Source organism: Pristimantibacillus sp. Z349TD_6 (genome assembly GCF_056173205.1).
On record NZ_CM149662.1, the window covers coordinates 2,906,779 to 2,921,600 of the forward strand.

The 14,822-nt window shown below is 51.0% G+C and carries 11 protein-coding genes and 2 pseudogenes; all 13 read left to right on the top strand.

Going from position 1 to position 14,822, the window contains the following annotated elements; genetic code table 11:
• Positions 1-21 precede the first annotated feature (21 nt).
• The 13 genes and pseudogenes from AC0VYE_RS12225 (at position 22) to AC0VYE_RS12285 (ending at position 14,798) form a co-directional block, all read left to right on the top strand.
• Complete coding sequence (locus AC0VYE_RS12225; RefSeq protein ID WP_430062175.1) at positions 22-1,824, top strand: sensor histidine kinase; 1,803 nt, start codon at positions 22-24, stop codon at positions 1,822-1,824.
• A gap of 5 nt (positions 1,825-1,829) precedes the next feature.
• Positions 1,830-3,461 carry a response regulator transcription factor gene (locus AC0VYE_RS12230; RefSeq protein WP_430062172.1) on the top strand — a complete coding sequence of 544 codons (1,632 nt, stop codon included), beginning with the start codon at positions 1,830-1,832 and terminating at the stop codon, positions 3,459-3,461.
• A gap of 170 nt (positions 3,462-3,631) precedes the next feature.
• Positions 3,632-5,182, top strand: a complete 1,551-nt coding sequence (locus AC0VYE_RS12235; protein WP_430062169.1) for a glycoside hydrolase family 32 protein — start codon at positions 3,632-3,634, stop codon at positions 5,180-5,182.
• Positions 5,182-7,092, top strand: a complete 1,911-nt coding sequence (locus AC0VYE_RS12240; protein WP_475448240.1) for a GH32 C-terminal domain-containing protein — start codon at positions 5,182-5,184, stop codon at positions 7,090-7,092. The genes AC0VYE_RS12235 and AC0VYE_RS12240 overlap by 1 nt, the downstream gene beginning before the upstream one ends.
• Positions 7,093-7,157: 65 nt before the next feature.
• Positions 7,158-8,090 carry a carbohydrate ABC transporter permease gene (locus tag AC0VYE_RS12245; protein WP_430062163.1) on the top strand — a complete coding sequence of 311 codons (933 nt, stop codon included), beginning with the start codon at positions 7,158-7,160 and terminating at the stop codon, positions 8,088-8,090.
• Positions 8,091-8,100: 10 nt separating this feature from the next.
• Positions 8,101-8,940 carry a carbohydrate ABC transporter permease gene (locus AC0VYE_RS12250; protein ID WP_430062160.1) on the top strand — a complete coding sequence of 280 codons (840 nt, stop codon included), beginning with the start codon at positions 8,101-8,103 and terminating at the stop codon, positions 8,938-8,940.
• Positions 8,940-9,929 carry a carbohydrate kinase family protein gene (locus AC0VYE_RS12255; RefSeq protein ID WP_430062157.1) on the top strand — a complete coding sequence of 330 codons (990 nt, stop codon included), beginning with the start codon at positions 8,940-8,942 and terminating at the stop codon, positions 9,927-9,929. The genes AC0VYE_RS12250 and AC0VYE_RS12255 overlap by 1 nt, the downstream gene beginning before the upstream one ends.
• Positions 9,930-10,573: 644 nt before the next feature.
• Positions 10,574-10,711: pseudogene (locus AC0VYE_RS12260) on the top strand (IS66 family transposase); the annotation flags it as partial.
• A 68-nt stretch (positions 10,712-10,779) separates the two neighbouring features.
• Positions 10,780-11,166: pseudogene (locus AC0VYE_RS12265) on the top strand (manganese catalase family protein); the annotation flags it as partial.
• Positions 11,167-11,212: 46 nt separating this feature from the next.
• Complete coding sequence (locus AC0VYE_RS12270; protein ID WP_475448242.1) at positions 11,213-11,506, top strand: hypothetical protein; 294 nt, start codon at positions 11,213-11,215, stop codon at positions 11,504-11,506.
• A 333-nt stretch (positions 11,507-11,839) separates the two neighbouring features.
• Entirely contained in the window at positions 11,840-12,247 is a 408-nt protein-coding gene (locus AC0VYE_RS12275) for a hypothetical protein (RefSeq protein ID WP_475448244.1), read from the top strand.
• A 639-nt stretch (positions 12,248-12,886) separates the two neighbouring features.
• Entirely contained in the window at positions 12,887-13,714 is an 828-nt protein-coding gene (locus AC0VYE_RS12280; RefSeq protein ID WP_475448246.1) for a helix-turn-helix domain-containing protein, read from the top strand.
• A 106-nt stretch (positions 13,715-13,820) separates the two neighbouring features.
• The gene (locus AC0VYE_RS12285; RefSeq protein WP_475448248.1) at positions 13,821-14,798 is read left to right on the top strand and encodes a Gfo/Idh/MocA family protein; all 978 of its coding nucleotides are present in this window, start codon (positions 13,821-13,823) and stop codon (positions 14,796-14,798) included.
• Positions 14,799-14,822 lie beyond the last annotated feature (24 nt).

A 14,822-nucleotide genomic window follows, 5' to 3' on the forward strand; every position in this document is an offset into this window, starting at 1 on the left:
ATTCACCGGAGGCCTGACGACATGCTCTACTCGCTTCGAAGCCGACTTATGGTTGCTTTCTCCATTCTGCTTATTTTCCCGTTCGTTTCGTTGGTCTATATTCTGACTTCCGCGTCGGCGAACCTTATTAAGAATTCCCTTGAAATATCCGCTTCGCAGACGATCGAGCAGTATGCTTCCCACGTAACGACCTTGATGAAGCAGTTGGAGGATATCGGCAACCAGGTTCTAGGAAGCTCGATTACCCAGACTTGGCTGGCCGATCTGCGCAATAGCGAAGACCTGGAGAGAGAAGAACTGCTTGCGAAGCGCAGGGTGCGGGATTTTCTGTCCTCCTATGCGGCGAATAATTCCAACGGAATCTCGATCAGTCTTTTTACTATAGCGAAGGGCGGATTGTGGAAGCAGGATCGCACATATGAACAGCAATCTTGGTTTCTGGATTACAAGGAGCAGAATGTGAAATGGACGGGGTCACACCTGGACGAGGACCAGCCGGATGAGAACATGAGGAACCGCAATGTGAACGGCTACCTGCTGCCTCTTGTTGAGCTTCAGACGTTGACCAGCGTTGGCATCGTTAAGGTCAACTATCCGACGAGCGTTCTGCGGGATCCACTTGAACGGATTCATTTCGGCGAGACGGGCCGCGTCTTCCTGCTGGACATCGATGGGCGGAGCGTGCTAGGCCAGCAGTTTACAGGAGTAGCGGGCATCTTGCAGGAAGGGATAAGCAAGCTTGCCAAAGTCCGGCAGACCAATCAGGCGGGGAAGCGAGAGAGGGAGAGCGGCGTGTTCGCCGTACGAAATCAGGGCAAGCCTTACCTGGTCTTCTACGAGGAGCTGCCGGATCAGAACTGGACGATCATGGGCGTCGTGCCGGAACGGGAATTGTATGCGAAGCTGAACCGCATTAAGGAGACGATGCTGCTCGTAAGCGGAATTCTGCTGGTGATCGTGCTTGTCGTGGCATTCGGCCTGTCCAAAAGCGTCACGAATCCCCTTACGCGAATGGCCCGATCCATGAAGCTTGTGAAGCGAGGCGAGTTCGACGAAGCGATTAAACAGATGCCCAACACCCAGCGGGGGCACAGTGAGATCGGTTATGTGACCGGCGCTTTCGGACAGATGACGCACCGGCTGAAGTACCTGATCGAAACGGAATACGAGACGAACCTGAGGCGTAAAAACGCTGAATACAAAGCGTTGCTGCTGCAGATCAACCCGCATTTTTACAACAATACGCTCGAAATTATTAGCGGTCTGGCCGCTATGAAGCGCAATGACCTCGTTATGGATGCAACCGAGTCGCTGGGACAGATGATGCGGTATTCGCTGGATTTGAGCTCTGATCAGGTGTGGGTGCCGGAAGAACTCGATTATATCCGGGATTATTTGTTCATCCTAAAGCTAAGGTATGACGATAGACTACAGGTACGGATCGAAGAGGCGCCAGGGGCCCGTGAACTTAAGATGCCTAAGTTTATACTGCAGCCCTTGGTTGAGAATGCGGTTAAATACAGCTTGGAAAACGGGGAAAAGGCGATTGTTGAACTAGGTGCCGAGGCCCGCGACGGTTGGCTGTACTTGACCATCTCTGACAACGGAATCGGCATGAATGGGGAACTGGCAGCCGATTTGCAGAGGGGGCTGTCTGGGGCGGATACGACGGCGATCCTCCACACGGAGGGGAACAGCATTGGACTCCGAAACGTGCTGGCGCGTTGCAGGGTGCAATACGGCGATGCCTTTGAAGTCCACATTGCTTCATCACCGGATTCCGGCACGACGATAACGATGCGGTTGCCCGCAAGCAGGAGTTGATCATCATGTACCGTGTAATGCTCGTAGACGATGAAGCCGGTGTTCGCAATAGCATCCGGGCGAAGATTGATTGGGAGAGTGCCGGATTCGTCATCGCTTACGAAGCGTCCGATGGAGAGGAAGCACTCCGTATGCTTGCCGAGGCGGTGGTTCGTCCGGATATCGTCATCTCGGACATTAGGATGCCGAAAATGGACGGGATCACCTTCATCCGAGCTTGCAAGGAGGCCTATCCGGAACTGCGTGTTATCGTCTTGTCCGGCTATTCGGACTTCGATTATATGAAGTCGGCCATTCAGCTCGGCGTCAAGGATTACCTGCTGAAGCCTGTAGTGCGGGCGGAGCTCTCATCGTTGCTCGGGAAGCTGGCGGGCGAGTTGAAGGAGGAACGACTGCTGGAAGGTGAGCGCCAGCGGGAGAAGGTTCAGCGTAACCAGCAGTTGCGGCAAATGCAGGAGCATTTCCTCCTTCAATTGGTGAAAGAGGAAGGCGTAGGCGAGTCTGCGGTGAGAGATCGACTGCACCATTTGCAGCTCGCCAAGCTCGACGGCGAAGCGCTAAGCCTACGCTTTGCGACACTAGAGATGCGCTTGCCGCCGGGAAGGCTGCGAAGCTGGGAGGGACGCCGCGATCTGCTGCAGCTGGCATTCCGCATGCTCTGCCGAGAGACGGCCGATAAGCGTGAGGACGTGTACCCATTCTATGACGTGGGGCACCCGTCGATGATGTTTTTCCTGCTGGTGGACACGGGAAGTAAGGAGTCTGGGGACGCAGCCGCGGAGCAGTTCGTTCGCGAGCTGAGGCGCAATGCGGCGATGTACCTGCGGCTTGAGAGCGTCGGCGGCATAGGCGAGCCCGTGTCGGGGTGGCGCGAAGCGAAAAACGGCTATGCCAGCTGTATGCTGGCCTGGAGCCGCGAGACGATCGATGGATCGGCCACCGCATCGACCCAGCAGGGAGTACTGGATTGGGCGCAGTCATTCACGGCTGAGACGGAGCGAAGGCTGATTCAGGCGATCGAGACATTGAATCGGCAAGCTTTTTCCGCTCAATTACTCGAGCTGTTCCCGTCGAATCGAGACATGCCGATGTTCGCCTTCACCTTCCTGGCGCTGCGGGTCATTCTTACCTTCGGTTCACTTGCGAAAAAGTTTGAACTGGGCGATACCTCGCTTCAACAGGTGCTATGGAATTGCCAAGCTTCGATTGCGACCTATCGGAGTCGGGAAGAGGTACTTGCGCAAATTGAACGGATCGCCGATTTGGTCATGGATGCGGTGCGAAGCAGCCGGACCTCCAGCGGCCAGCTGCAGGCGGAGGCGGTCCGCAAGTATGTGGATGAGAATTATCCTTATGAGTTGACGCTGTCTCAGTTGGCCAGTATGTTTCACATGAACGAGACTTACCTGTCGGGCTTGTTCAAGCAGAACGCTGGCGTTACATTCAGTGACTATTTGACGCGGCTCCGGATGACGCGCGCCGCCGAGCTGCTGAGCGGGACAGATCTGAAGTTGACGGATATCGCGATGCTGGTTGGCTACTCCAGCTCCAGCTATTTCAGCACCTCTTTTAAAAAGTATTACGGCTGCAGCCCAAAGGAATACCGGGAGAAGCGGCAGACAACGAATGAGAGCTAACAGCTTTTATAGAAGAAGTCATCCCTCCCCACTATTCGCTACTTCCTCCCCCCCACCCAGCATTTTAAAAGTTGCTCCCCGAGCATAGTGAAAGTCTTGGCCCTTCCCGCAGCCTTACAATAGAGGCAATCGAAACAAATATGGAAAGCTGCGGGAAGGAAGAATTCGACATGACAAACACGAACACGAGGCAAGACAGCCGCCAATCCGAGCATGAGGAGGCGCTTAAGATAGCGGAGGAAGCGGTACAGGCCGGAGCCGCTCGGGCGGCGCAAGATCCGTTCCGCCTGCGCTATCACCTGATGGCGCCGTCGGGCTGGATGAACGATCCGAACGGACTTATTCATTTTAAAGGCGAGTACCATGCCTTCTATCAACATTTCCCATTCGGTGATTATCAAGGCCCAATGTACTGGGGACATGCGGTCAGCCGGGACTTGGTGCGGTGGGAGCATCGCCCGGTTGCCCTTGCACCGACGGAGCCCTACGAGTTCGGTTCGTCTGAAGGCGGCTGCGGCTGTTGGTCGGGCAGTGCGGTGGAGCACGAGGGACAATTGGTGCTTTTCTATACCGCACACGTCGATGGGCGTACCCCGGAGGAAGTGCAGACTATGGCGACGAGCGAGGATGGAATCCGCTTCGTTAAGCATCCGGTGCCCGTCATTCAAGGCAGTCCGGACGGTGAATGCTTTGGCTTTCGCGACCCGAAGGTGTGGAAGCATGAAGAGCGCTGGTATATGGTCATTGGCTCAGGTAAAAACGGTCGCGGCCGCGCCCTTCTATACGAGTCTCCCAACCTTTTGGATTGGTCGTACCGGGGTGTCGCGGCGGAGAGCGACGGGACGCAGGGAGATATGTGGGAATGCCCGGATTTGTTCCCGCTAGGAGGCAAGTACGTCCTAATCGTTTCACCGATGAACATGGACGGCGTCAAAAATCTCTACATGATCGGTGAGATGGACTTCGCAGCAGGTCGTTTTATCCCCGAGAGCAGCGGCATCATCGATGACGGACCGGACTTCTATGCCGCGCAAACGATGTTGGACAGCAACGGACGCCGCATCCTGATCGCCTGGATGGACATGTGGGGATCGCGACTCATTAAGACGGGACGCGCCTGGTATGGGGCTATGACGCTTGCCCGAGAGCTTCAGATGACCGAAGATGGGCGTCTGGCCTCGAGGCCAGTAGAGGAACTAGCTTCTCTTCGAGGACAAGAGATTTCGAAATTAGACAACGGACTCCATCTGCAGCCTGGCGAAGAACGAATCTGGTTGCTGCCGCCGGCCTTTGAATGGCAAGCCGATATTGATTTGTCTGCAACAGAGGCGCAGGAGCTTCGGATCGTAATTAGTGGAGCATGCGAGGATTTATCCGACGCTGAGTCCGTAAAGAATTCGCGGTCCGTCACAGACCAAATCACTAAGATCCGCTGGCTGGCTGCGCAGCGCCGCATCGAATTGAACCGCAATGAGGCGGGAATTGGCGATCCCGGCGTGTACGTATCCGACCTCCCGGCTTCTGCCGCCACTCGCCTGAGTCTCCGTCTGTTCTCAGACAACTCGTCCATAGAGTTGTTTGTCAACGATGGCGATCGAGTGTTGACCAGCCGCATTTATCCTCTGGCTTCAGGACGCAGACTGGAGATTCAGGCGGTGGGAGGAACCATTGTATTCGAAGCCATGCGGCTCTGGACTATGGATGGACTGGAGGTTAAGTAATGAGCAGGATTCCGAAAAAGTCTATGTCGGCCCTAGCCAGGATCGCTATCGGCACCGTGGTTGTGCTCGCGATAGGAGGAGCGATCTGGATGTCTTTCTACTCCGATTCAATTAAAGATTCCGCTGGAAAAACCAACAAGGCGGAGGAAATCTACGCGACGCCCGCACCTTTCCGATTCAACCCGATCGCGAATTATTACACGGAACGCTATCGCCCGCAGTACCACTTAAGTGTCGAGACCGGCAACATGAGTGATCCAAACGGCATGGTGTATTACGAGGGAGAGTACCATCAGTTTTACCAGAACAGCGGTCAGTGGGGGCATGCGGTCAGTCAGGATCTCGTGCATTGGGAGCATCTTCCGGTCGCCTTGATTCGCGATGAGCTCGGCGAAATATGGTCGGGCAGCGCGGTTGTGGACTGGAACGATACGAGCGGTTTTTTCCAAGGTAAATCCGGGCTGGTTGCAATCTTTACGCATTTCCAGAGCGGCGTGCAGTCGCAGAGCATCGCGTACAGCAGCGACCGCGGGCGCACCTGGACAAAGTATGAGGGTAATCCGGTCATTCCGAATCCCGGAATCAAGGATTTCCGCGATCCGAAGGTTATCTGGCACGAAGCGAGCAAGCGTTGGATCATGGTGGTATCAGTCGACAATCATGTTAGATTCTACTCATCGCCCGATCTTCGAAACTGGACCAAGACAGGTGAATTCGGCATAAATCAAGGTTCGCATGCCGCCGTATGGGAATGTCCAGATCTGTTCGAGCTTCCGGTAGACGGCAGTGGTAATCACAAGTGGGTGTTGACGCTGAGCGTCGGCAACAACGAGGCGACCAAAGGTTCGACAGCGCAATATTTCATAGGAGAGTTCGACGGAAAAACCTTCCATAATGATAATCCCGCCGATAAAGTGTTGTGGACGGATTACGGTAAGGACTTCTATGCGGCGGTCTCGTATTCGGACATCCCGGAGAAGGACGGACGGCGTATCTGGCTCGGCTGGATGTCCAACTGGCGCTACCCGTTTACGATGCCGACCGATCCTTGGAAAGGCAACATGTCCGTTCCCCGCGAGCTTACACTTCGCGATATTCCTGGTGAAGGGATCCGTCTCATTCAACAACCAGTCAAGGAACTCGATTCGCTGCGCGGCACCGTACTTAAGCTCGAAGCGCAGCAGCTCGCGACCAACTCGAACGCGTTCGGGAAGTGGCGCGGAACCTCTTTTGAGCTGGATACGATTTTCACCGTTTCGGCTGATGCTGCGTTTGCACTCAAGGTAAGGACTGATGGTACGGGGGCGGAGGAAACCATCATCCGCTACAATGCCGCAGCAGGAACACTTACAATCGACCGTTCGAAATCTGGCGCTGTTTCGTTCGAGCCGGGCTTCGCGGAGAGCTTTGCGGCTCCGGTGAAGCCGTCTGCAGACGGAAGGTTACCTCTTCGGATCTATGTAGACGAAGACACGCTCGAAGTGTTTGCTGAAGACGGAGCGAAGGTGCTATCCGCCATCGTGTTCCCCGAGCCTTTAAGCAATGGCTTGTCGCTAGAACTTGAGCGGGGTAGCGTCAAGCTAGATGAAGCCTCATTTTACCCGATGCGCTCTGTGTGGCGTGACGAGAATCCTGATTCCAACGTACCGAGCCGCATCCTCATCGGCAAGGAAAGTGTGGATGTGGCGCTTGGCGCCCATGTAACCGTGAAGTCGTCCGTGCTGCCGCTGTCCGCCTCCCAACAGCTCGAATGGGCGTCCAGCGACATGTCAGTCGCTAAAGTGACACATGCAGCGGACGGAAACGGTGTTGACATCTCCGGCATAAGTGCAGGTCAAGCCGACTTGATCGCGAAGACGCCTGACGGCAAAGTGACGGCGACGATGAGCGTGTTTGTCTTCGAGCCGTAAAGGGCGATAGCTCTCTGAATCAAGTTTATTCACCCAATCCACCAAACTGAAAGGAAGGGAAAACCATGGCACACACCGAGCTGGCTCCATTGATATCCAAGCGCCGCAAAGGAAATCCCTTCGGCCGGGCACTGCGCCAGGAAGAGAAAACGGCTTGGCTGTTCATCTTGCCTGCGTTGGCAGCGCTTCTGCTCTTTGTCTTCTACCCGATGGTCCAAGCATTCTTCATCAGCTTCCAGAACTACAACATGGTAGGCGGAACCCGGTCTTTTAACGGCATAGATAATTACCGGACGCTGATAAATGACTCTGAGTTTCTGGCAAGTCTTCGGCATTCACTATTCTTCGCGGTCATTGTTATTCCGGTACAGACAGCGATCTCGCTAGGCCTCGCGTTGCTGATTCAGCGAGCCGGGCGTTTTACAAGCCTGTTTCGCACGGCTTATTTTATCCCAGTCGTGATCTCGACCTCGGTCGCAGCCACGGTGTTCAAGCTCATCTACAACAAGGACTTCGGCATCCTGAATCAGCTTCTCAAGTCGATGGGACTGCCGCTGACGAACTTTTTATCCAATCCGGATACCGCGATGTACGGCATAATCATTCTCGGCATTTGGAAAGCATCTGGGTTTTTCATGATTATTTTTCTTGCGGGACTGAACAACATCTCTCAAGACTTATATGAGGCGGCTCGGGTTGACGGAGCAAGCCGAGCGCAGCAGTTCTTCCGCATTACGCTGCCGATGCTGAACCGGACGATGGCTTTCGTTGTCATTATGACGACGATCGATGCAATCAAGCTGGGTGGTATCGTCTTCGTCCTCACCAATGGAGGACCGAACGGGTCCACCCAGACAGTCGTGTATTACATCTGGAAAACGGCTTTTCAGCAAATGCAAATGGGCTACGGCACAGCGGCAGCTTTTGTACTGTTCGCTATCGTGCTGATCATCTCGCTTGCGCAAATGACCTATTTCAATAAGAAAGCTGACTACTAGGGGGATTATTATGCGGCAAATGGGGTTTGCGCTTAAATACATCATGATGACGCTCATCGCCATCGTCTGCATCATTCCGATCGTATGGATGGTCGCTGGATCTCTGCGTCCTTATGAGGAACTGTTCCAATATTCATCGAGCTTGAATTGGCATATGTTCGTGCCAGTCAAGTTTACCTGGGAGAACTACAAAAACGTTATTTTCAGCGAAACGAATCCATTCCTACGCTACATTTGGAACACAGTGATCGTGGCTGGATCCGTAACCGTCAACGTGCTCGTCGTAAGCGCCTTGGCCGCCTTCGCTTTCGCGAAGCTGCGATTCCGTGGCAAGTCGATCGTCTTCGCCTTGTTCATGTCGGCGATGGTTATTCCGGGTGAAGTAACGCTCGTGCCAAACTACTTGCTGATGAACAATTTCGGTTGGGTCAACTCATACGCTAGTCTCATTGTGCCTTCCTCGCTGTCGGTGTTCGGCATCTTCCTGCTGCGGCAGTTTTTTGCGGACATTCCGAATGAGATTATGGAAGCGGCGAAGATTGACGGTGCTTCGGTTATGCGTGTGTTCATTAGAATCGTCGTTCCGGCGGCCGTTCCGGCGCTAATAACACTCGGCCTTATGACGTTTCTCGGCAACTGGGACTCGTATCTCTGGCCTCTTATCGTCATCAACGACGAAAAGAAGCAGATGCTTCAAGTCGCGATTGCGTCGTTCTCTTCGCTAGCCGGTACCGATTGGTCCAAAATTTTGGCGGCTAGCACGATAGCAACGGCTCCGATTCTGATTCTGTTCTTGTTTCTGCAGCGCTACTACATTCAGGGCATCACGATGTCGGGGGTCAAAGGGTAATGGGGCACAAAATTTACGATGCGGTGGCACTTGGCGAGTATTTGATCGATTTCGTGCCGGATGGCGTTTCGGTATCGGGTGAGCCTTTGTTGGAACGCAACCCCGGCGGCGCACCGGTTAATGTACTGGCGGCGCTCGCAAAACTGGGCAACAAGACTGCCTTTATCGGCAAGGTCGGACAGGATCCGTTCGGCGAGTATTTGCGGGATGTGCTGATCCGGCAAGGAATCGCAGATGAGGGGCTTGTATTAAGCCGGGACGCACATACGACGATGGCGTTCGTACATTTGGATGAGCGGGGAGAGCGTTCGTTCCACTTCGCCCGTCAGCCGGGAGCGGACGCGCTGCTTACGGAGGCCGAAGTGCGGCCGGAACTTACAAGCGGAACGCGTCTGTTCCACTTCGGCTCCATCTCGCTAACATCGGAGCCTTCGCGCCATGCGACGATTCATGCAGTTGAGGCGGCGCGGCAAGCAGGCGCGATCATCTCCTACGATCCGAACTGGCGTCCATCTCTGTGGGAGACCGAGGAACTCGGGCTTGTATGGATGAAGAGTGGGCTTGAACAGGCTCACATTGTTAAGGTGTCGGATGAGGAACTGGCGCTGCTGACGGGCCTGCCTGACGCCGGCACACTGGATATTGCTACCGGAGCCGAAGAGCTTGTCCTTCGCTACGGGCTGGACGTACTGCTTGTCACGCGAGGAGCAGCAGGAACGTATTATCGGACGGCGCGCTATGCCGGCGAAGTAGCAGCCAACCGTGTCGTTCCAGTCGATACGACCGGGGCGGGCGACGCTTTCATGGGCGCGTTTCTGCACTGCGTGCTCGGCAGCGAGACGAAGTTGGCGAACTGGAGCGAGGAGGAACTGCACAGAACAGTCGCCTTCGCCAACGCCGGCGGGGCGCTCGCTACGACTCGTAAGGGCGCCATTCATTCGCTCGGGACGCTGGAAGAAATCGAAGAGTTGCTTCGCGGGAGACGTTAACCCCAAAAAGCCAGAGTCAGTTGTCTGACTCTGGCTTTTTTTGTGCACCGTACCGTCTAAGAGGCTCCAGTAAATTATTTTGATCAGTTCTGAGAGTTTGATCGCTATTCCAAATAATTCCACTGAATGGTTAACGTTGGATGCTCTCAAATATTGAAGGAGGATAAAGCATAAAACTCGGGTTTATCGGATGCGGCGGCATTTCAGATGTGCATCTTAAAGGGATCGTTGAGTTATGAAAGGAAAACAGGCAACCTTCGAGCCGTCTATATCGATTACAAGGAGATGCTTTTACTTGGCTGCATCCTCCAGCATCTTCCATCCGAAGGACGGGGAACGTTAGTTGAATAGCTTAAGATGAAGCTTTCCGACCTAGTGAATTCGGTTTTTTTGATTTTTTAGTCATGTTAATGGCCCGTTTTTTATTAAACTAATGGGAAGGTTAGCGCAAAAAAAAAGAGATTTACAAGCCGTATACTTAGTAAGTCAGCGAAATGAGATTAAGAGGAAAGAATGAAATATTTAACTAAAGAGTTGTACGAAGAAATGCAGATAAGAGGATATATGGAGTATTATACAAGAATAAGGTGTGATGCGGATGACTGATTTTACAATGATTAAAAAGCTGTTTCATATTGCGAAACATTGCCTATAGCTTAAATCAATGGGATAAGCTGACAGCGTTTCTGAAAGACGGGAGGCTGGAACTGGACAATAACCGGAGTGAACGATCGATCAAACCATTTGTGATTGGACGAAAGAACTGGCTTTTTGCCAATACCCCTCCGAAATATTCAAAATCGAAAAGCCTTGCTGTGTCTAGGAAAATCATCACTGTTAATTACAATGTACCAACGAATTTGCGCACCTTGAGATGATCGCGACCATGATTTACAAGCTGACAAAAGATGCAACGCCAGAGCAGCTTAAGGCTGCAGGCCTAGGTGCTCATTATGTGGCTCATGACAGCGCCTTATTCTATGAGAATGCAGGAGGCGTACCGTTTACGGCCGCCTATATTCAAGCCAAAGGTGATCCAATTGCGGATCTATATGAGGATATAGCGGCGGAGGAGAAGGCTAGGGCGACGTATCAGTGGCTGATTGATCTAACGGACGATGTGGATCTGCAGGATAGCTTGAAGTATTTGCGGGAGCGGGAGATTATACACTCTTTGCGGTTCCGGGAAGCGGTGGAAATACTTAAGGATAAGCGGGATGAAAAGATATTTTATTAGAGGGAACCTCTCTGCAGGGTGCTGCGGGGAGGTTTTTTACTTTCTTATGTTATCGAGTAAACGGGCAGAAGTGGTGCATATAGAAGAGTGGGAAGCATACCGACGGCGATGGAATGAAGTAAAAACGAAGGAATTGCGAAGTCCTTCAACCTTTTGGACGCGTGAACGTTTTGTTCTTAACGCGAGAACAACAGATACCGGCATTTGTACTATAAAGGCAATCAAGGTCGAAGCAGCAGCGGAACGAATAGGCAGGACGACCTTAGCATCTACCGATAAGAAAGCATGGAGTGGTTATATTGGTGCTAAGCAAGGTAAGGTTAGGCTAAAGATGTTTTAAGAGATTGGGACTATGTATTCCATTTTAGAGCCATGTATTCGAATGGCATCGTGAAGGAGAGGGATGTTGCATCGATGCCTGATACGTGTCAGATTTTCATATCGCAATACAAGGCTAGATACATAGCCATTTTTAAGTTTTATACCCACGACATCCGCCACGATTTTAACCTCTTTACGTTTCTTGTACCTGTATTTATGTTTCTTGCCTTCTACGAAAGGGCTATCTAGATGCTTCGAAATAATTCCTTCCCATTCGCGTTCATTTAACCAGTTCCAAAGTGCCGGTTAAGACGTATGGTCCAGAAAGTGATTCTTACAAATTTAATACAATATGACTGATGAAGAAAGGACTGAATTTTTTTCAGGTTTCTTGGGTTTTGGAGGTACTGCAAATGCTTCAAATAAGATGCTGGGTGTTATTGCAGGTACCACAAAAGCGTCTTCACTCGCGTTACGTTTAAACTTAATTAGAGCTGGGATTAGTGTTCCATCATTTGCTAATGCAGCGCATTATATCGTTGCGGGTACACCACCCAAGGCAGTTGTACGTCCTTGTTCTGAGTGTGATTTTATTAATTACCCTCTGCTATCCGGAAATCTTGAGAATCATTTAGTAAACAAGTTTCCTATAGATTATTGCTTATATCAGGGTATGGTAGTAAGAGAGAAGATGTGTGAAAGGTTAAGAAATCGTGATATAAGGATTTTAAAGGTGCGTGGTCAGCCTAGTGATTACTGATGTTGTAGGATTAGATTAAACATGTGAATATAGTGATTGGGATATTGATGAACTAGTATCAGAAAGTCAACCGAGGGTGTGTACATCATTGATTCAAAGCTATCCCAGAAACGGAAAAAGGAATCATTAGCTGCGTTTTAAGTACTGCAGATGCTGAGAGCCATTATCCGGTTTCGTTTATATGTGTTTAATGCGATGCGGCGTTTGAGAGACTGATCGCCACTTGTATTCAAGATACGTTCGAGCCCGAGGTGGTTGGAGTAATATCGGAGGATAAAGTAGTTATTGTATTACATCCCGAGGTGAAAGAGAGGGCATGGTCCAATTTCTTTCATAAGAATTAGTGGAGCTAGTTAACTTGTGATGACTTTTTTAGGCGTTAAACATTCAGAATCATTAAAATCAAAAATCCTTTTTGTAAAAACGAGGTTATAGTCATTTAGACTAGATGCCTCGTTTAAGAAGTAGAAGAAACAGACGTTCTCTCAGCGACATGGTTACAATATTAGTGATTGAAATTAATCTTGATCGGTAGTCAATTGGATAAACCAAGTGGTATTTTAAAGGAACTACTAAGACGATTTAAAAAGAATGAATATGGAATAAGTATCCGAACTGCTTTGGAGGTGTGCAAGACAAATGCAAGATGAGCTGGATATCCGTAGTTTTATCGGCACACATGATGCCGACTTTTATGATGATGGATTTCACCGTCATACGGCCGTTGAAGTCAGTATCGTGCTAGAAGGACGGTGCTTGTTCGAGTGGTCGAAGCATAACTGGATGGAAGCAGGCCATATCGTAATTATTCCACCAGGCTTGGCGCACAGGTTTGAAGCCGTGACGAATGTGAGATTCGGAGTTATTTTGTTGCAGGGAGTAACAGCACGTACAACGGAGCTGGTCGCGAAACTCGGAGGCAGCGGATTTACTGGTGACGGAGGTGCAGATAGATCTCCTATATTCCTTGCTTTATCCCGACTGGACAAAGAGCGATTCGAGCGATTGTTCCGGGAATGGTTACGGATGAAATCTTCGTTCTTAAAAGAAAAAAAAGCCAATTATTCGGCCTGGATGGAAGTGCTGCTGCTTTTTTTGCTCGAACACTCGCAGCAGGATTTGCAGGGTATGACGGTGACGAAAGCGGCTGACTACATACGTGAAAATGTGCAGGAATCAGTTCACATTTCTGATTTGGCAGAGATGGCCGGCTTTACAGAGCCCGCCTTTCGCCGTGTTTTTGAACAAATGTACGGAGTTAGCCCAAAGCAGTATCAGCAGCAGTGCCGTTTGCAGGAGGCAAAATGGCTGCTTAGTTCAACAGATAAGGATATACGTGAAGTAGCCGAACAGGTTGGCTTTTTTAGGTTGCATTCATTTTCACAGTGGTTTAAGGAACAAGAAGGTCTGCCGCCTACGGTTTGGCGGAAAAGTCAAAGGTTGCAGCACGGTTCGATGCTGAACTAGTTGCGTTTTGCGTAAATTGCGGTTCGGTTTCCCTAAATACAAGCGTTTTCAGATTCGATATGCTAATGGTGTAAACGTAAACAAACATTTAGGGAGGCCGTTTCAGATGGAAAAAGTAAGAATTGGATTTATCGGAGTAGGTGGCATGGCAGAGTACCATATGAAAACTTTGAGTCAAATCGAGGACGCAGTGATTACGGCTGTATGCGATATGAACGCGGATCGGGCGAAGGAGATGGCTGAAACATTTGGCGCAGAGACGTATGGAACTTTGGAAGAAATGTTGGATGCGGGGGTAATTGATGCCCTTTATATTTGCACGCCACCTTTTGCTAGGGAAGGGATTGAAGAAGCTGCTGCAGCACGGGGCATACATCTGTTATCGGAGAAACCTACCGGCTTGCATATGGAAGAAGTGCGTCGTAAAGAACAAATCATTCGTGAATCGGGAATCATTCATTCGTCAGGCTATTGCTTGCGCTATCTAGACACTGTGCAGAAGGCAAAGACGTACTTGGTTGATAAGCAAGTAGATATGGTACTCGCATACCGAATTGGCGGAATGCCAGAAGTAGGTTGGTGGAGGCTCATGGAATGTTCGGGCGGTCAACTTGTAGAGCAATCAACACATCAAGTGGACTTGATTCGTTATTTGGCTGGTGAGTTTGACTACGTCCAAGCGCACTATGAGCAACGACACATCCATCGAAATTATCCAGAGGCTACAGTATATGATGTGGGTATCGTATCTTTCTGCCTCCAGAACGGGGCGCTAGGCACGTTCAGCAATACGGTTTTGTCCCGTCAAATTGGTCGCGGGGATGTGGAGTTTTTCGGGCATGACTTCTACGTGTCAATAAGTGGTAATACGGTACGGATTGTGGATGACACACAGGACGTGACTTTGACATCGGAGATGGATTTCTACCTCGAACAGAATCGGGCGTTCGTCACAGCTGTAAAAACAGGACGGCAGGAGCTAGTGCTGTGTGATTATAGCGAAGCGGCAGCAACGCTTGAAGTTACGCTGGCTGCGAATGATTCGGCGGTTGCGAAGCAAGCAATAATGATCAATTCGGCATAAAAGTTTAATTGTTTTCATATTGAC